Raw genomic sequence first — 18296 nt, 5'->3', positions numbered from 1 at the left:
GTTTGAAGTTAAGCTGGATGCGGCATCACATGCCGCATCCCTTTTCGCTACTTCCGTTGCGCCGTTAACTCGGCAATACGGACGATCACCTGCACCGCTTTTTCCATACCTTCCAGAGTCACAAATTCATGCTTACCATGGTAGTTGTAACCGCCAGTGAACAGGTTCGGGCACGGTAATCCCATAAACGACAACTGCGCGCCGTCGGTACCGCCGCGGATCGGTTTCAGTTCCGGCTCAATATCGCAGTCACGCATCGCCTGCTGGGCGATATCGAGAATATGCGGATGCTCAACCACTTTCTCGCGCATATTGTAGTAACTGTCTTCAATCACCAGTTCAATGTAGCAATCAGGATGTAACCCTTTGCCCACTTTTTTGGCGATCTCCATCATTTTACGTTTACGCGCTTCAAACTGTTTACGGTCGAAATCACGGATGATGTAGTGCATATCGGCCCGTTCAACGGTGCCTTTCATGCTCGCCAGGTGATAGAAACCTTCATAGCCTTCTGTCATTTCCGGGCTTTCATCCGCCGGAACTTCCGCATGAATACGTGCCGCCAGCGACAGCGCATTTACCATCACTCCTTTCGCCGTGCCCGGGTGAACATTGTTACCGACAATTTTGATATTGACCGACGCGGCGTTGAAGTTTTCAAACTCCAGTTCGCCGACGCCACCACCATCAACGGTGTAAGCCCAGCGGGCATCGAAGGCGTCAACATCAAAATGTTTCGCCCCTTTGCCCACTTCTTCATCCGGGGTAAAGGCGACGCGAATATCACCATGCGGAATGTTTTTTTGTTGTAATACCGCCAGCGCGGTCATGATTTCTGCAACACCTGCTTTATCATCGGCACCTAACAAGGTTTTACCATCGGTGGTAATCAGCGTCTGACCCAGTAGCTGATGCAGCACCGGGAACATAACCGGTGATAAAACTTCATCGCCGATACCCAGCGCAATATCGCCACCACGATAGTTTTCAACAATTTGCGGATTCACATTTTTGCCGCTGCAATCCGGTGAGGTATCCACATGAGAAATAAAGCCAATCGCCGGGATATCGCCAGGGACGTTAGCCGGTAACGTCGCCATCAAAGTGCCCTTCTCACTTAAGGTCACATTGATAAGCCCCATCTCTTCGAGCTGCTCTTTCAGCAGATGCAATAACTTCCATTGGCCTTCCGTGCTGGGAACCTGTCTCACCCCTGCCTTTGATTGGGTATCCAGAGACACGTAGTTCAAAAATCGCTCAAGTAGTTTATCCATGTAGTCACCCTCACTTTTTGTGACAACATTATTAAGAAGCAAGAAAAGACAAATATTGCGTCAGGTCACTTTTAGCCCTGCAAGCGGGAATATTTATCAGCATTACCTTAATGAATATAAAGCTAAGCCAGTAATTCACAACAAAGATTGGCGATTCAAGCGGTTTGCCGTAGAATTACCGCCCTCATTAAGAGTCACCAAGGTGGTTAACCACAAACCCCGCATCGGTAAGCCATCCGTTGCGTTTACATGGGACAGAGTAAAAAATTGAATAAACAACCGAGTTCGCTTTCACCGCTGGTGCAATTGGCGGGAATTCGCAAATGCTTTGATGGTAAAGAGGTCATTCCCCAGCTGGATCTGACTATCAACAATGGCGAGTTCCTCACGCTGCTTGGCCCTTCTGGCTGCGGTAAAACAACCGTTCTTCGCCTGATTGCAGGTCTGGAAACTGTTGATTCCGGACGCATCATGCTGGATAACGAGGACATCACCCACGTTCCGGCGGAAAACCGCTATGTGAACACTGTTTTCCAAAGCTACGCACTTTTCCCCCACATGACCGTGTTCGAAAATGTGGCCTTTGGGTTGCGCATGCAAAAAACCCCCGCTGCTGAAATTACGCCCCGCGTGATGGAAGCCCTGCGGATGGTGCAGCTGGAAACCTTCGCTCAACGTAAACCGCATCAGCTTTCTGGTGGTCAACAGCAACGCGTCGCCATTGCTCGCGCGGTGGTTAACAAGCCTCGTCTGTTGTTGCTGGATGAGTCGCTCTCAGCGCTGGATTACAAACTGCGCAAGCAAATGCAGAACGAGCTGAAAGCGTTACAGCGTAAGCTTGGCATTACATTCGTGTTCGTAACTCACGACCAGGAAGAAGCACTCACCATGTCGGACAGGATTGTGGTGATGCGCGATGGTCGCATTGAGCAAGACGGCACGCCGCGTGAAATCTACGAAGAGCCGAAAAACCTGTTTGTTGCTGGGTTTATCGGTGAAATCAATATGTTTAATGCCACGGTCATCGAACGTCTCGACGAGCAGCGCGTACGCGCCAACGTTGAAGGCCGCGAGTGTAATATCTACGTTAACTTCGGCGTTGAACCGGGGCAAAAACTGCATGTTCTGCTGCGCCCGGAAGACTTACGTGTTGAAGAGATTAACGACGACAACCACGCCGAAGGGCTGATTGGTTACGTTCGCGAGCGTAATTACAAAGGCATGACGCTGGAGTCGGTTGTTGAGCTGGAAAATGGCAAGATGGTGATGGTCAGCGAATTCTTCAATGAAGACGATCCTGACTTTGACCACTCTCTCGACCAAAAAATGGCCATTAATTGGGTAGAAAGCTGGGAGGTCGTACTGGCTGATGAAGAACACAAGTAAGTTCCAGAATGTAGTGATTGTCACTATCGTCGGTTGGCTTGTGTTGTTTGTCTTTCTGCCCAACCTGATGATCATTGGCACCAGCTTTTTGACCCGCGACGACGCCAGTTTCGTCAAAATGGTCTTTACGCTGGATAACTACACGCGTCTGCTCGATCCGCTCTATTTTGAAGTGCTATTGCACTCGCTGAATATGGCGCTGATCGCCACCCTCGCCTGCCTGGTGCTGGGCTATCCCTTTGCCTGGTTTCTGGCGAAGCTGCCACACAAGGTGCGTCCGCTGCTGCTGTTTCTGCTGATTGTTCCGTTCTGGACCAACTCATTGATTCGTATCTACGGGCTGAAAATTTTCCTCAGCACCAAAGGCTATCTCAACGAGTTTTTGCTCTGGCTGGGCGTTATCGATACACCAATTCGCATTATGTTCACACCCAGTGCGGTGATTATCGGTCTGGTTTACATTCTGCTGCCGTTTATGGTGATGCCGCTGTACTCCAGTATCGAAAAACTGGATAAGCCGTTGCTGGAGGCGGCGCGCGATCTCGGTGCCAGCAAGTTGCAGACCTTTATCCGTATCATTATCCCACTGACGATGCCGGGGATTATTGCCGGATGTCTGCTGGTGATGCTGCCAGCGATGGGCCTGTTCTATGTGTCTGACCTGATGGGCGGTGCGAAAAACCTGCTGATTGGTAACGTCATCAAGGTCCAGTTCCTCAATATTCGTGACTGGCCGTTTGGTGCTGCCACCAGCATTACGCTGACTATCGTAATGGGCCTGATGTTGCTGGTTTACTGGCGCGCTTCTCGTCTGCTGAATAAGAAGGTGGAACTCGAATGATCGGTCGACTGCTTCGCGGCGGTTTTATGACCGCTATCTACGCGTACCTGTATATCCCAATCATTATTTTGATTGTGAACTCCTTTAACAGCTCGCGCTTTGGCATCAACTGGCAGGGTTTTACCACCAAATGGTATAGCCTGCTGATGAACAACGACAGCCTGTTACAGGCAGCTCAGCATTCTCTGACGATGGCGGTGTTTTCGGCGACGTTTGCTACGCTTATCGGTTCACTGACGGCAGTTGCGCTGTACCGTTATCGCTTTCGTGGTAAGCCGTTCGTTAGCGGAATGCTGTTTGTGGTGATGATGTCACCAGATATCGTAATGGCGATTTCGCTGCTGGTGCTGTTTATGCTGCTGGGTATTCAGCTTGGCTTCTGGTCGCTGCTGTTCTCGCATATCACCTTCTGCCTGCCGTTTGTGGTGGTGACGGTGTATTCGCGCCTGAAAGGTTTTGATGTGCGAATGCTGGAAGCGGCGAAAGATCTCGGTGCCAGCGAATTTACCATTCTGCGAAAAATCATTCTGCCACTGGCAATGCCTGCGGTGGCGGCGGGCTGGGTGTTAAGCTTTACCCTGTCGATGGACGATGTAGTAGTTTCTTCGTTCGTCACCGGACCAAGCTATGAAATTCTGCCGTTAAAAATTTATTCGATGGTCAAAGTCGGCGTATCGCCGGAAGTTAACGCGCTGGCAACCATATTACTGGTGCTGTCGCTGGTGATGGTAATTGCCAGCCAGCTTATTGCTCGTGATAAAACGAAAGGTAACACAGGGGACGTTAAATGAAAAAATGGTCACGCCACCTGCTCGCGGCGGGTGCTCTGGCACTGGGCATGAGCGCCGCTCACGCCGATGACAACAACACGCTGTATTTCTACAACTGGACCGAGTACGTGCCGCCAGGACTGCTTGAACAGTTCACCAAAGAAACCGGTATTAAGGTTATCTATTCGACTTACGAGTCGAACGAAACCATGTACGCGAAGCTGAAAACGTACAAAGACGGTGCCTATGACCTGGTGGTTCCTTCAACCTATTACGTCGATAAAATGCGTAAAGAAGGGATGATCCAGAAGATCGATAAGTCGAAGTTAAGCAATTTCAGCAACCTCGATCCAGACATGCTCAACAAGCCGTTTGACCCGAATAACGACTATTCCATTCCGTATATCTGGGGTGCGACGGCGATTGGCGTTAACGGTGATGCGGTGGATCCGAAATCTGTCACCAGCTGGGCCGATCTGTGGAAACCTGAGTACAAAGGCAGCCTGCTGCTGACCGACGATGCCCGTGAAGTGTTCCAGATGGCGCTGCGCAAACTGGGCTACTCCGGTAACACCACCGATCCGAAAGAGATTGAAGCTGCGTATAACGAGCTGAAAAAACTGATGCCAAACGTAGCGGCGTTTAACTCCGATAACCCAGCTAACCCGTACATGGAAGGCGAAGTTAACCTCGGCATGATCTGGAACGGTTCCGCTTTCGTTGCACGCCAGGCGGGTACGCCAATTGACGTGGTATGGCCGAAAGAAGGCGGCATTTTCTGGATGGACAGCCTGGCGATCCCGGCAAATGCCAAAAACAAAGAGGGCGCGCTGAAATTGATCAACTTCCTGCTGCGCCCGGATGTGGCAAAACAGGTTGCTGAAACTATCGGTTATCCAACGCCAAACCTCGCCGCGCGTAAGCTGTTAAGCCCGGAAATAGCGGACGACAAGACGCTCTACCCGGATGCTGAAACCATTAAAAATGGCGAATGGCAGAATGACGTTGGCGCAGCCAGCAGCATTTATGAAGAGTATTATCAGAAGCTGAAAGCAGGACGTTAATTCAGCAAGCGGGCGGTGGTATTACCGCCCGTTTTTTCATTTAGCAAGGATGTGGCTAATGTTGCTGTTATGGACGAGTAAACGCTAAAAGAGGCAGTAAATATGCCAGATGCGGCGTCAACGCCTTCTCTGGTCTACGACACCCGCAAATTCAATTCATTGCGCCCCATCGCAGGCCTGATAAGCGTAGCGCATCAGGCAATGCTTCCTGCTTTATAAGCCCTTCAGCAACTTTTCAACAAACTCTGGCACCACCTGGCTTGCCGGGCCGTAATATTTCTCGGCAAATTCATTACCGACCTGACTCGGTTCAAGATTGAGTTCCACAGTGTGCGCACCATGCAGTTTCGCTTCGTGAACAAATCCAGCCGCCGGATAAACATGCCCGGAAGTACCAATGGCAATGAAAATATCGGCCATCGACAACGCCATATAAATTTCATCCATGCCGAGTGGCATTTCGCCAAACCACACTACGTGCGGGCGCAAGGGTGCCGGGAACTGGCAACAATGGCATTTATCTTCTGGCGTAACGTCTCCGGTCCAGTCGAGAACCTGACCACTTTGCGAACAGCGAACTTTCAGCAGTTCCCCATGCATATGAATAACATTGGTATTACCTGCGCGTTCATGCAGGTTGTCGATATTCTGCGTCACCAGCAAAAAGCGATCGCCGAGAGCGTCTTGCAGTTTAGCTAGCGCAAGATGCGCGGCGTTAGGCTGAATTTCTGGCTGCTGTAGCTGTCGACGACGGGCGTTATAAAACGCTTGCACCAGTTCAGGATCGCGATCGAAACCTTCCGGCGTTGCCACATCTTCAACCCGATGTTCTTCCCACAGGCCATCTGCGGCGCGAAAGGTACGAATACCTGATTCCGCAGAAATCCCTGCCCCTGTCAGTACGAGTACTCTTGGTTTTTCCATTGCTTCCGGCACCACTTTATCTCTGAAAAAAATACGCTGACGCAAACGCTCGCGCAGGCGGCGTTTATTTTTACGAAAACGACTTAACCGATGACCCCGACGCGACAGCATAGCAACCTCTGTTGTTTAATCGGTTAGATGTAGGAAAGCCGCACCACGCATTCCTCCCGCATCACCGTGGCGCGCGCGTTCAATGCGCGGAACACGAGCTACAGGTAAGAGATGACGAGGCAGCCTGTCCGCCAGTTGCGTTGTGATTGCCGGGAAATTCGATAAGCCACCACCAATGACGACCAGGTCAGGGTCAACAATGGTCAGGATATTTCCCATACAAACCGCTAACAAATCCAGATAACGCTCAACGTGCGCCCTTGCCTGCTCATCGCCTTGATCATAAAGCGCAATAATTTCGGGAGCCTGCAACGGTTGATGATAATAGTGTTGATACAGCCACGCAAAACCGCGACCAGACAGATAATTTTCAATGCAGCCATGCTGACCACAGCCGCAGCGGCGTAACGGGAAATCCAACCCCATCATGGTTAACGCATCAACCGGCAGACGCATATGGCCAAACTCGCCGGTAATATAGCTTTTACCGGTAATTGGTTTACCGTTGAAAATCAGCCCGCCGCCAACGCCGGTGCCGAGAATCAACCCCATCACCAGTGGATATTGAGTAAATTCATCATCCCAGGCTTCTGAAAGGGCAAAACAGTTGGCATCGTTATCAAGGCGGACATCGCGATCAAGACGTACGCTCAGGTCGGCACGCAGCGGTTTACCGCTGGCAGCGGGGACATTGGCAGCATACAGCGTACCATCTTCTGTTTCCGGCATTCCCGGAATACCGATGCCTACAGAACCTTTACAGCCAAAACGCTTATCGGCTTCAGCCACCAGCTCGCACACTGCATCTAAAAATGCGTCATAGCTGTCACGCGGTGTCGGCACCCGCTTTTCCCACTGCAACTGCCGACCGCTATCAAACACGCCAAGCGCAATTTTTGTTCCACCAATATCAAACCCGTAATACATTGCCGCTCCTTGTTTTAATGTACTGCCTTTACTGGCCGCTAAGGACTCGCGCAGGGTCAATATTACTGGCGCGCCGCGCCGGATACCAACTTGCCAAAAGACTCAGCAACAATGCTGTGACCAGTACGTAGAAGACGTCCAGCCAGTGCAATTCCGATGGCAGGAAGTCAATAAAATAGATATCGCTGGAGAGGAACTGATGACCGATCAGCTTTTCAATCCACTCAATAATCGGGGTAAGTTGCAGTGAAACCACCACGCCGATAATCACCCCACACAGGCTGCCGAACAGCCCTGCCAGTAATCCATACCAGACAAAGATGGCGCGAATTAAACCGTCTTTCGCCCCCAGCGTTCTTAATACGGCGATATCGCCACTCTTGTCTTTCACCGCCATCACTAAGGTGGAGACGATGTTGAAACAGGCCACGCCAATCACCAGTACCATCGCCAGATACATAATGGCGCGGATCATCTGGATATCGCGATACATATAGCCGTAAGTACCAATCCAGCTTTTAATATAAACATAGCTGTTGGTCACTTCACCCGCATCGCGTACCAGCTTATTGGCGTTGAAAACATCCGTCATTTTAAGGGCAATACCTGACACGCTGGAACCCATATCAAGATATTGCTGGGCATCCGCCAGCGGGATCATGGCAAAACTGTGATCGAGTTGGCCACTCAACTGCAAAATACCGGCAACGTGCAAACGCACGCGTTTTGGCTGCATCAGTTTATGCTCGGGATTCGAGTTGGGGATCATAATCGACACCCAATCGCCCTGCTTCACTTTCAGCGCATCCGCCACGCCTTTGCCGATGATAATTTGCTGTTCGCCTGCTTTAAAATTGCTCCACGCATCGTCCTGGACAAACGAGGGTAATGCGCTCAAACGCTGTTCCTGTTGCGGGTTAACGCCCTTGACCTGAATTGCGCGCAGATTGGCACCACTTTCCACCAGCCCGGTGAAATTGATATACGGCGCGGCAGCGGCAATACCCGGCACTTTTTGCACGTTATCCAGGGCTTCTTGCCAGTTAGTCCACGGCTGATCCACCGCCTCAATTTCGCCATGCGGCACCACCGCCAGAATGCGGTTGTTCAGTTCGCGTTCAAAGCCGTTCATCGCGCTTAAGCCGACGATCAATACCGCCACGCCGAGGGCAATGCCAATGGTAGAAATGACGGAGATCAGCGATACCATGCCGCCACGCCGCCGTCCGCGACTAAAACGCAGGCCAATCAATAACGATAAAGGCATCGCCATTACTCCGCTCCCATCAGGCTCAGTTCCGCCGTCAGACGTCCATCACGCATTTCCAGTTGGCGGCTCATACGTTTCGCCAGTTGCAGGTCGTGAGTAACCACCAGGAAGGCGGTACCCTGCAAACGATTCAACTCCCCAAGCAACTGGAAGATGCTGTCGGCGTTACGTGCGTCAAGGTTACCGGTAGGTTCATCCGCCAGTACCAGCCGCGGGTTATTGACCAGCGCACGGGCAATCGCCACACGCTGGCGCTCACCGCCAGAAAGTTCAGATGGGCGGTGATTCGCACGATGTTCCAGCCCCACCGCTTTTAACATCTCCAGCGCACGGCTGTTGATTTCAGCGGGCTTTTTCTTGCCAATCAGCAGCGGCATAGCCACGTTTTCCAGGGCGGTAAAATCCGGCAGCAGGTGGTGAAACTGATAAATAAAGCCCAGCTTCTGGTTGCGCAGCTCTGCTTTCGCCGCCGAAGACAGTTTGCTCATCGGTTGACCGTTAAAGATCACATCGCCGGAGGTTGGCGTATCCAGCCCGCCCAGCAGGTGCAGCAAGGTACTTTTACCAGAACCAGAGCTACCGACGATCGCCATCATTTCACCTTCGCCGACGCTGAAACTGACATTGTGCAGTACATCGGTTTGCACACTGCCTTCCTGATAGCGTTTGCACAGGTTGTCGCATTGCAACAGGATCTTATTCATAACGTAAAGCCTCAGCGGGTTGAGTGGCGGCAGCGCGCCATGAAGGGTAAAGCGTAGACAGCAGCGCGATAGCCATCGCCACCAGCGCAATAACAATGACCTGTAAAGGTTCGATAGCGACTGGCAGTGCCGCGCCATCAAGCAGGACGCCGATTATCGGCATCAGATTATTCAACTGGCTGGCAAGCAGTGCGCCAAGCGCCGCTCCGAGGATCGCACCGATAATCCCGGCGCTGGCCCCTTGCACCATAAAGACCATCATGATTTGTCGCGGAGTTAAGCCTTGCGTTTGCAGGATCGCTACTTCGCCCTGCTTCTCCATCACCATCAGCCCTAGCGAGGTAATAATGTTAAACGCCGCTACGGCAACAATCAGGCTCAGCAGCAAGCCCATCATATTTTTTTCCATGCGTACGGCCTGGAACAGCTCGCCTTTACGATCACGCCAGTCCTGCCATTTGCTGCCTTCAGGCAGTTTTTGCTGGCTTAAAGAATCAACTTTCAGCGGCTCATCCAGCCACAAACGCCAGCCAGTGATATTGCCTGCCGGATAACGCATCAGACGCGAGGCATCCTCAATATTCACCAGCATTTCATAGCCATCGACTTCACTGTTGGCGGCGAAAGTGCCAATCACATTGAACAGGCGCTGGCTTGGAATACGCCCCATCGGCGTGAACTGGCTGGCAGACGGCACCATCACGCGGATTTGATCACCGCGATTGACACCTAACTGTGAGGCAAGCTGTTCGCCGAGAATGACATTATATTTCCCCGGTTCGAGATCAGCTTGTTTCACATTGACAAGATACGGCGTTAGTGGATCTTTTTGTGCCGGGTCGATACCCAGCATCACCCCGACCGCCACGCTGCGTGCACTTTGCAGTACCACATCACCGGTAGTGACAGGTGCGATGCGATTAACGCCGTCCAGTTTGACTGCCGTTTCCGGGAGTTGCTGCGGGTTAAGAGAGCCATGCTCAGAAGAGAGAATTGCCTGTGGCATCAGGCCAAGGATGTTGTTTTGCAGCTCGCGCTCAAAGCCGTTCATCACTGACAATACTGTGACCAGCGCCATCACCCCGAGGGTAATGCCGATGGTAGAAAGCCAGGAGACGAAGCGACCGAAGCGATCCGCTGCACGCCCACGCATGTAACGCAGGCCAATAAATAGAGCGACAGGTTGGTACATGAAATCCGTCTGGTTGCTGTTAGCAAAGACACGAGTATATAAGCGAAAGCAAGATGGGTAAACGTCTGAACTGTAAGTGATCGTCAGGGCTAATCTGAAAAGTCCCCGTAAATCAATCGGCTAAATTGCCATGTTTTATCATCAATCTTGCCGCCTGATCTTAATCTGAAAAATCATCCAATACAGACAGATACCCATTACACCTCGGGTCATAACCCGCAGGATCAACCGCATGTAAATTAAAAAAGAGCGTGTTGTCCTGATGAAACAAAAAGAGCTATGGATTAACCAGATCAAAGGGTTATGTATTTGTCTTGTAGTGATTTATCACTCGGTCATTACCTTTTATCCGCATCTGACCACTTTTCAGCATCCGTTATCGGAAGTCCTGAGCAAATGCTGGATCTATTTCAATCTTTACCTTGCCCCCTTTCGTATGCCGGTTTTTTTCTTTATTTCTGGCTATTTGATTCGCCGCTATATCGACAGCGTACCGTGGGGAAATTGTCTCAATAAACGCATCTGGAACATCTTCTGGGTGCTGGCGCTGTGGGGCGTGGTGCAGTGGCTGGCGTTAAGTGCGCTGAATCAGTGGCTGGTACCTGAGCGCGATTTAAGCAATGCCTCCAATGCCGCTTATGCCGATTCCACCGGTGAGTTCCTGCACGGGATGATCACCGCCAGCACCAGCTTGTGGTATCTGTATGCTTTAATTGTCTATTTCGTGATATGTAAACTTTTTAGCCGTCTGGCGCTGCCACTATTCGCCTTGTTTGTGCTGCTGAGTGTCTCTGTTAATTTCGTTCCCACGCCGTGGTGGGGAATGAACAGCGTGATCCGCAATTTGCCTTATTACAGTCTTGGCGCATGGTTTGGCGCAACATTAATAACCTGTGTTAAAGCGGTGCCGTTGCGCCGCCATCTGCTGATGGCTTCTTTGTTGGCCGTTCTGGCGGTCGGTGCCTGGTTGTTTAATATCTCGCTGCTGTTGTCGCTGGTATCGATTGTGGTGATCATGAAGCTGTTTTATCAGTACGAGCAACGCTTCGGTATGCGCTCCTCCAGCCTGCTGAATGTGATTGGCTCCAACACCATTGCTATCTATACCACCCATCGCATACTGGTAGAAATATTCAGCTTAAGCCTGATTCCGCAAATGAACGCGGCACGCTGGTCGCCGCAAGTCGAACTGACGCTCCTGCTGGTTTACCCCTTTGTCAGTTTGTTGATTTGTACTGTTGCGGGCTTGCTGGTAAGAAAACTTTCACAGCGCGCATTCAGCGATCTGTTGTTCTCCCCGCCTTCTCTGCCCGCTGCCGTCAGTTACTCCCGCTAAGCCATCGCCCCAGCCGGGGCGATTCAATTTGCTAAACCATGTCGATTACGGATAATGAACAGCATTGCTTATCAGAGATATGCCCCCATATGTTGAGGCATATCCTAACGAGAATCTGACAACCGTTATGCCTGAACAATATCGTTATACGCTGCCCGTCAAAGCGGGTGAGCAGCGTCTGCTGGGCGAGTTAACTGGCGCTGCCTGCGCGACGCTGGTAGCGGAAATTGCCGAACGTCACGCCGGTCCGGTGGTACTTATTGCACCAGATATGCAAAATGCCCTGCGTTTGCATGATGAAATCAGCCAGTTTACCGATCAGATGGTGATGAATCTGGCGGACTGGGAAACCCTTCCCTACGACAGTTTTTCGCCTCATCAGGACATTATCTCCTCACGCCTTTCCACTCTTTACCAGCTACCAACGATGCAGCGTGGCGTACTGATTGTTCCGGTGAATACGCTTATGCAGCGCGTTTGCCCGCACAGTTTCCTCCACGGCCACGCGCTGATGATGAAAAAAGGTCAGCGGTTATCTCGTGATGCCTTGCGTACGCAACTGGACAGTGCCGGTTATCGCCATGTTGACCAGGTGATGGAGCACGGCGAATACGCCACGCGCGGCGCGTTGCTGGATCTTTTCCCGATGGGCAGCGACTTGCCTTATCGTCTTGATTTTTTTGATGATGAAATCGATAGCCTGCGCGTATTTGACGTTGACAGCCAGCGTACGCTGGAAGAAGTAGAAGCGATCAATCTGTTGCCCGCGCACGAATTTCCGACCGATAAAGCGGCGATTGAACTGTTCCGCAGCCAGTGGCGCGATACCTTCGAAGTGAAGCGCGACCCGGAACATATTTATCAGCAAGTGAGTAAAGGCACATTACCTGCCGGGATCGAGTACTGGCAGCCGCTATTCTTCAGCGAACCGCTGCCGCCACTGTTCAGTTATTTCCCTGCCAATACGCTATTGGTGAATACTGGCGATCTGGAAAACAGTGCCGAACGTTTCCAGGCTGACACGCTGGCGCGTTTTGAAAATCGCGGCGTCGATCCGATGCGTCCACTGTTGCCACCACAATCGCTCTGGCTGCGGGTAGACGAGCTCTTTTCAGAGCTAAAAAACTGGCCGCGTGTGCAGCTAAAAACTGAACATTTACCGACAAAAGCAGCGAATGCCAATTTAGGTTTCCAGAAGCTGCCAGACCTGGCCGTTCAGGCACAACAAAAAGCGCCGCTGGATGCGCTGCGTAAGTTCCTCGAGTCTTTCGACGGCCCGGTGGTGTTCTCGGTAGAAAGTGAAGGCCGCCGTGAAGCGCTGGGTGAGTTGCTCGCCCGAATCAAAATCGCCCCACAACGCATTATGCGTCTTGATGAAGCCAGCGACCGCGGGCGTTATCTGATGATTGGCGCTGCCGAACATGGCTTTATCGATACGGTACGTAATCTGGCGCTGATTTGCGAAAGCGATCTGCTCGGTGAACGTGTTGCTCGTCGCCGTCAGGACTCACGGCGCGCCATCAATCCTGACACGCTGATCCGTAACCTCGCGGAGCTGCATATTGGTCAGCCGGTGGTCCATCTGGAGCACGGCGTCGGTCGCTATGCCGGAATGACCACGCTGGAAGCCGGCGGCATTACCGGCGAGTATTTGATGCTCACCTATGCCAACGACGCCAAATTGTATGTTCCGGTGTCGTCGCTGCATCTGATTAGCCGTTATGCAGGTGGCGCGGAAGAAAATGCCCCGCTGCATAAACTTGGCGGCGATGCGTGGTCACGCGCGCGGCAGAAAGCGGCGGAAAAAGTGCGTGATGTGGCGGCAGAATTGCTGGATATCTACGCACAACGCGCCGCCAAAGAGGGCTTCGCGTTTAAACACGACCGTGAGCAGTATCAGTTGTTCTGCGACAGCTTCCCGTTTGAAACCACGCCGGATCAGGCGCAGGCCATTAATGCGGTGCTTAGTGACATGTGTCAGCCGCTGGCAATGGATCGTCTGGTGTGCGGCGATGTTGGCTTTGGGAAAACTGAAGTCGCGATGCGCGCCGCTTTCCTGGCGGTAGATAACCACAAGCAGGTGGCGGTGCTGGTGCCTACCACCCTTCTCGCGCAGCAGCATTACGACAACTTCCGCGACCGTTTCGCCAACTGGCCAGTACGCATCGAAATGATCTCCCGTTTCCGCAGCGCCAAAGAGCAGACGCAAATCCTTGCGGAAGTGGCAGAAGGGAAAATCGATATTCTGATCGGTACGCACAAACTGCTGCAAAATGACGTCAAGTTTAAAGATTTAGGCTTGCTGATTGTCGATGAAGAACACCGCTTCGGGGTGCGTCATAAAGAGCGCATTAAAGCGATGCGGGCGAACGTGGATATTCTGACACTTACCGCAACGCCGATCCCACGTACGCTGAATATGGCAATGAGCGGAATGCGCGATCTGTCGATTATTGCCACGCCGCCAGCCCGTCGTCTGGCAGTTAAAACCTTTGTTCGTGAGTACGATAGTCTGGTGGTACGGGAGGCGATCCTGCGCGAAATTCTGCGCGGGGGGCAGGTTTATTATCTCTACAATGATGTGGAAAACATTCAGAAAGCCGCCGAACGACTGGCAGAACTGGTACCAGAAGCGCGGATCGCCATCGGTCACGGGCAGATGCGCGAGCGCGAACTGGAACGGGTGATGAATGATTTCCATCATCAACGTTTTAACGTGCTGGTTTGTACCACCATTATCGAAACCGGGATCGACATCCCTACCGCCAACACCATTATCATTGAACGCGCGGATCACTTCGGTCTGGCACAGCTGCACCAGTTGCGCGGTCGCGTCGGACGTTCGCATCATCAGGCATATGCATGGTTGCTGACGCCGCATCCAAAAGCGATGACCACCGATGCGCAAAAACGTCTTGAAGCGATTGCCTCGCTGGAAGATCTCGGTGCAGGTTTTGCGCTGGCAACGCACGATCTGGAGATCCGCGGCGCAGGTGAACTGCTTGGCGAAGAACAAAGCGGCTCAATGGAAACCATCGGTTTCTCGCTGTATATGGAGTTGCTGGAAAACGCCGTCGATGCGCTGAAAGCCGGACGCGAGCCATCGCTGGAAGATCTCACCAGTCAGCAAACAGAAGTCGAGCTGCGGATGCCGTCGCTATTGCCAGATGATTTCATTCCTGACGTGAATACGCGTTTGTCGTTCTATAAACGTATTGCCAGCGCCAAAACGGAAAACGAACTGGAAGAGATCAAAGTTGAGCTTATCGATCGCTTCGGCCTGCTGCCGGATCCGGCGCGTACCCTGCTGGATATTGCCCGTCTGCGCCAGCAAGCGCAGAAACTGGGGATCAGGAAGCTGGAAGGTAATGAGAAAGGTGGGGTGATCGAATTTGCCGAGAAGAATCACGTTAATCCGGCCTGGTTGATTGGTTTGCTGCAAAAACAGCCACAGCATTACCGCCTTGATGGTCCGACGCGCCTGAAGTTTATTCAGGATTTGAGCGAGCGGAAAACGCGTATCGAATGGATTCGCCAGTTTATGCGTGAACTGGAAGAGAACGCGATCGCTTAATGGTAAATCGGGGGCGTTTCTGCGCCCCCATATCCAACATTTACAAATTATTTGCACTTCCCTGCACTATCCGACACTGTCACCATCCATAATTCAGGCTTATCTGTTTATTACAATAACCTTATATTTATTATGGATTTTTGGTGATGATCAAAACGCGTTTTTCTCGCTGGCTAACGTTTTTTACGTTCGCCGCTGCCGTGGCGCTGGCGCTACCGGTAAAAGCCAACACCTGGCCGCTGCCGCCAGCAGGCAGTCGTCTGGTTGGCGAAAACAAATTTCATGTGGTGGAAAATGACGGTGGTTCTCTGGAAGCCATCGCCAAAAAATATAATGTCGGCTTTCTCGCTTTGTTACAGGCTAACCCCGGCGTTGATCCTTACGTGCCGCGCGCGGGTAGCGTGTTAACGATCCCGTTGCAAACCCTACTTCCAGATGCGCCGCGCGAAGGCATTGTGATCAATATTGCGGAACTGCGTCTCTATTACTACCCGCCGGGTAAAAATTCGGTAACCGTGTATCCCATCGGCATTGGTCAGTTGGGTGGTGACACGCTGACACCAACAATGGTGACCACCGTTTCTGACAAGCGTGCAAACCCAACCTGGACGCCAACGGCAAACATTCGCGCGCGGTATAAGGCACAGGGAATTGAGTTGCCTGCGGTAGTTCCGGCTGGACCGGATAACCCAATGGGCCATCATGCGATTCGTCTGGCGGCCTATGGCGGTGTTTATTTGCTTCACGGTACGAACGCCGATTTCGGCATTGGCATGCGGGTAAGTTCTGGCTGTATTCGTCTGCGGGATGACGATATCAAAACACTCTTTAGCCAGGTCACCCCAGGTACCAAAGTGAATATCATCAACACCCCGATTAAAGTCTCTGCCGAACCAAACGGTGCGCGTCTGGTTGAAGTACATCAACCGCTGTCAGAGAAGATTGATGACGATCCGCAGCTGCTGCCAATTACACTGAATAGCGCAATGCAATCATTTAAAGATGCAGCGCAAACTGACGCTGAAGTGATGCAGCATGTGATGGATGTCCGTTCCGGGATGCCGGTGGATGTCCGCCGTCATCAAGTGAGCCCACAAACTTTGTAAATCCTGAATAAAAAAATCCCCGCGACACGGCATGTCGCGGGGAAAAAAATCAGCAGTAGCAGGCATTAATGAGGGTTAATGCTTATTTATAAATTACTGCTGTTCCATGGAGGGTATTCGGACCGGTTACAGAAGTAATACGGAAAGATTTCGCGCCCATCTCATCCGCTTTTTGCGCCAGCTGCTCTTCCAGCGATCCCAGATTTGTCCCCGCGTTAGCACTGATAGTACCGACTTTTTGTTGGCCTTCTGGCGTTGACTGAACTTCGACAGCCGCAAAGCTGGCAAATGACATGGAGCTTAAAATCGCCGCAGCGATGAGGGTTTTTACGTTTTTCATAATAGTGGCCTTATGCAGATGAATGACGTCGCAAGCAATTACTTAACGATCGATAACTAAATGATAGATGTGATCTGGATCACATACAAGATATTTTTTATAACAATCATTAATTAATTTAAAAATCTTTAAATTTCAGTTAAATAGAAAGCAATTATTTTTATGGTTTGTGGACTGGTGAACGGAGGTGATTATTTTTATAATAACCTTTCATTCACAGTCACCAGGTACAACGGCATCATGGCAACTGACTCAACACAATGTGTAAAAAAAAGCCGTGGCCGCCCAAAAGTGTTCGACAGGGATGCCGCGCTTGATAAGGCCATGAAATTGTTCTGGCAGCACGGTTATGAAGCGACTTCTCTTGCGGACCTCGTCGAAGCGACCGGAGCCAAAGCGCCCACGCTATACGCGGAATTTACCAACAAAGAGGGGTTATTCCGCGCCGTACTCGACCGCTATATCGATCGTTTTGCCGCTAAGCATGAAGCACAGCTGTTTTGTGAAGAGAAAAGCGTGGAGTCTGCGCTGGCTGACTATTTTGCTGCCATCGCCAACTGCTTTACCAGCAAAGACACCCCGGCTGGCTGCTTTATGATCAACAACTGCACCACCCTCTCCCCGGATTCCGGAGATATCGCCAATACGCTGAAATCACGCCATGCGATGCAAGAGCGCACTTTGCAGCAGTTTTTATGTCAACGACAAGCGCGCGGGGAAATCCCGACCCACTGTGATGTGACGCATCTGGCTGAATTCCTTAATTGTATTATTCAGGGGATGTCGATCAGCGCACGCGAAGGTGCATCGCTGGAAAAACTGATGCAGATTGCCCGAATGACTTTGCGTTTATGGCCCGAACTGGTGAAATAAGGCGCAAAAAAAAGCCCCTCAGCCTGAGCGAATGGGGGGCTAAATTGCAGAATACAGCCTTGTTATACTTTGTTATTCAAAATCAGTTGCCCGTTGCCATCTAACGGGATCTGCGTACCCGGATCGCGGTCCATGCGGATTTTGCCCTGCTGATCGCCAATCTTATAGGTCACATCATAACCGAGCATTTTTTCTGACTTGTCATACACCGTTTTACAACGCTGTTGCGTAGTCGTGTAAGTATCGCTTTCCTGGAGAGAGCCCTGGATCTGGTTACCGGCATAGCCACCTCCCAGCGCCCCCACAACAGTGGCGACATCTTTACCGCGACCACCGCCAAACTGATGCCCTATCACGCCGCCAGCAACAGCGCCGAGCACCGACCCGGTAATGCGATTTTCATCCTGCACCGGTCGACGATGGGTCACTGTGACGTTGCGACACTCCTGACGCGGTGTTTTAACCGTTTCCTTGATTGGGGTTGCAGAAACAACCTGAGCGTATTGCGGGCCACGTTCAAACACGTTCAGACTGGCCACTGCCGCTACGCCCAACGCAGCTGCGACACCAATCCCCATACCCGCCAACATTGATTTATTCACGG

16 protein-coding genes are annotated in these 18296 nt (G+C 51.6%); 8 read left to right on the top strand and 8 right to left on the bottom strand.

Annotated elements, in window-relative coordinates:
- Positions 1 to 47: 47 nt before the first annotated feature.
- Complete coding sequence (pepT, locus tag QUE34_RS07245) at positions 48 to 1274, bottom strand: peptidase T (protein WP_032302878.1); 1227 nt, start codon at positions 1272 to 1274, stop codon at positions 48 to 50.
- A gap of 249 nt (positions 1275 to 1523) precedes the next feature.
- Between pepT and potA the strand changes: the two genes are divergently transcribed.
- From potA to potD, 4 genes are read left to right on the top strand one after another with little or no spacing between them, the layout of a single operon-like run.
- Positions 1524 to 2660: a spermidine/putrescine ABC transporter ATP-binding protein PotA gene (potA, locus tag QUE34_RS07240; RefSeq protein WP_000531596.1), complete on the top strand. Its 1137-nt coding sequence runs from the start codon at positions 1524 to 1526 to the stop codon at positions 2658 to 2660.
- Positions 2644 to 3501, top strand: a complete 858-nt coding sequence (gene potB / locus QUE34_RS07235) for a spermidine/putrescine ABC transporter permease PotB (protein ID WP_000799401.1) — start codon at positions 2644 to 2646, stop codon at positions 3499 to 3501. The genes potA and potB overlap by 17 nt, the downstream gene beginning before the upstream one ends.
- The gene (potC, locus tag QUE34_RS07230) at positions 3498 to 4292 is read left to right on the top strand and encodes a spermidine/putrescine ABC transporter permease PotC (protein ID WP_000580316.1); all 795 of its coding nucleotides are present in this window, start codon (positions 3498 to 3500) and stop codon (positions 4290 to 4292) included. The genes potB and potC overlap by 4 nt, the downstream gene beginning before the upstream one ends.
- Positions 4289 to 5335 carry a spermidine/putrescine ABC transporter substrate-binding protein PotD gene (gene potD / locus QUE34_RS07225; RefSeq protein WP_000759306.1) on the top strand — a complete coding sequence of 349 codons (1047 nt, stop codon included), beginning with the start codon at positions 4289 to 4291 and terminating at the stop codon, positions 5333 to 5335. The genes potC and potD overlap by 4 nt, the downstream gene beginning before the upstream one ends.
- A 213-nt stretch (positions 5336 to 5548) precedes the next feature.
- Here the strand turns inward: potD and cobB are convergent, their stop codons facing one another.
- Genes cobB through lolC form a run of 5 tightly spaced genes read right to left on the bottom strand, consistent with a single transcriptional unit; the run spans position 5549 to position 10463 of the window.
- Positions 5549 to 6370 carry a Sir2 family NAD+-dependent deacetylase gene (cobB, locus tag QUE34_RS07220; protein ID WP_000952736.1) on the bottom strand — a complete coding sequence of 274 codons (822 nt, stop codon included), beginning with the start codon at positions 6368 to 6370 and terminating at the stop codon, positions 5549 to 5551.
- A gap of 15 nt (positions 6371 to 6385) precedes the next feature.
- Positions 6386 to 7297 (bottom strand): N-acetylglucosamine kinase, encoded by a 912-nt coding sequence (gene nagK / locus QUE34_RS07215; protein ID WP_032302874.1) that lies wholly within the window; start codon positions 7295 to 7297, stop codon positions 6386 to 6388.
- 28 nt (positions 7298 to 7325) lie between these two features.
- The gene (gene lolE / locus QUE34_RS07210; protein ID WP_001251354.1) at positions 7326 to 8570 is read right to left on the bottom strand and encodes a lipoprotein-releasing ABC transporter permease subunit LolE; all 1245 of its coding nucleotides are present in this window, start codon (positions 8568 to 8570) and stop codon (positions 7326 to 7328) included.
- On the bottom strand, positions 8570 to 9271 hold the full coding sequence (lolD, locus tag QUE34_RS07205; RefSeq protein WP_001033695.1) for a lipoprotein-releasing ABC transporter ATP-binding protein LolD: 702 nt from the start codon (positions 9269 to 9271) through the stop codon (positions 8570 to 8572). The genes lolE and lolD overlap by 1 nt, the downstream gene beginning before the upstream one ends.
- On the bottom strand, positions 9264 to 10463 hold the full coding sequence (gene lolC, locus QUE34_RS07200; protein WP_000284704.1) for a lipoprotein-releasing ABC transporter permease subunit LolC: 1200 nt from the start codon (positions 10461 to 10463) through the stop codon (positions 9264 to 9266). The genes lolD and lolC overlap by 8 nt, the downstream gene beginning before the upstream one ends.
- A 262-nt stretch (positions 10464 to 10725) precedes the next feature.
- Between lolC and QUE34_RS07195 the strand changes: the two genes are divergently transcribed.
- The 3 genes from QUE34_RS07195 (at position 10726) to ldtC (ending at position 16479) form a co-directional block, all read left to right on the top strand.
- The gene (locus QUE34_RS07195) at positions 10726 to 11799 is read left to right on the top strand and encodes an acyltransferase family protein (protein WP_105268792.1); all 1074 of its coding nucleotides are present in this window, start codon (positions 10726 to 10728) and stop codon (positions 11797 to 11799) included.
- Positions 11800 to 11926: 127 nt separating this feature from the next.
- Positions 11927 to 15373: a transcription-repair coupling factor gene (gene mfd, locus QUE34_RS07190; protein WP_105268791.1), complete on the top strand. Its 3447-nt coding sequence runs from the start codon at positions 11927 to 11929 to the stop codon at positions 15371 to 15373.
- A gap of 143 nt (positions 15374 to 15516) precedes the next feature.
- Entirely contained in the window at positions 15517 to 16479 is a 963-nt protein-coding gene (ldtC, locus tag QUE34_RS07185) for a L,D-transpeptidase LdtC (RefSeq protein WP_010360119.1), read from the top strand.
- 82 nt (positions 16480 to 16561) lie between these two features.
- Here the strand turns inward: ldtC and bhsA are convergent, their stop codons facing one another.
- Positions 16562 to 16819, bottom strand: coding sequence for a multiple stress resistance protein BhsA (gene bhsA / locus QUE34_RS07180; protein ID WP_000800153.1), 258 nt, complete (start codon positions 16817 to 16819; stop codon positions 16562 to 16564).
- A gap of 240 nt (positions 16820 to 17059) precedes the next feature.
- Here bhsA and comR point away from each other — a divergent pair, with 240 nt between their 5' ends.
- Positions 17060 to 17692: a TetR family copper-responsive transcriptional repressor ComR gene (comR, locus tag QUE34_RS07175; protein WP_032302870.1), complete on the top strand. Its 633-nt coding sequence runs from the start codon at positions 17060 to 17062 to the stop codon at positions 17690 to 17692.
- Positions 17693 to 17754: 62 nt separating this feature from the next.
- Here comR and QUE34_RS07170 read toward each other — a convergent pair whose 3' ends face one another.
- Entirely contained in the window at positions 17755 to 18294 is a 540-nt protein-coding gene (locus QUE34_RS07170; RefSeq protein WP_001043462.1) for a glycine zipper 2TM domain-containing protein, read from the bottom strand.
- Positions 18295 to 18296: the final 2 nt, after the last annotated feature.

The sequence above is a fragment of the Escherichia sp. KS167_9B genome (assembly GCF_030295215.1).
Classification (GTDB): Bacteria; Pseudomonadota; Gammaproteobacteria; order Enterobacterales; family Enterobacteriaceae; genus Escherichia; species Escherichia coli_F.
Note: the sequence above shows the minus strand (reverse complement) of the source record. Positions and strands in the feature narration are given on the sequence as shown.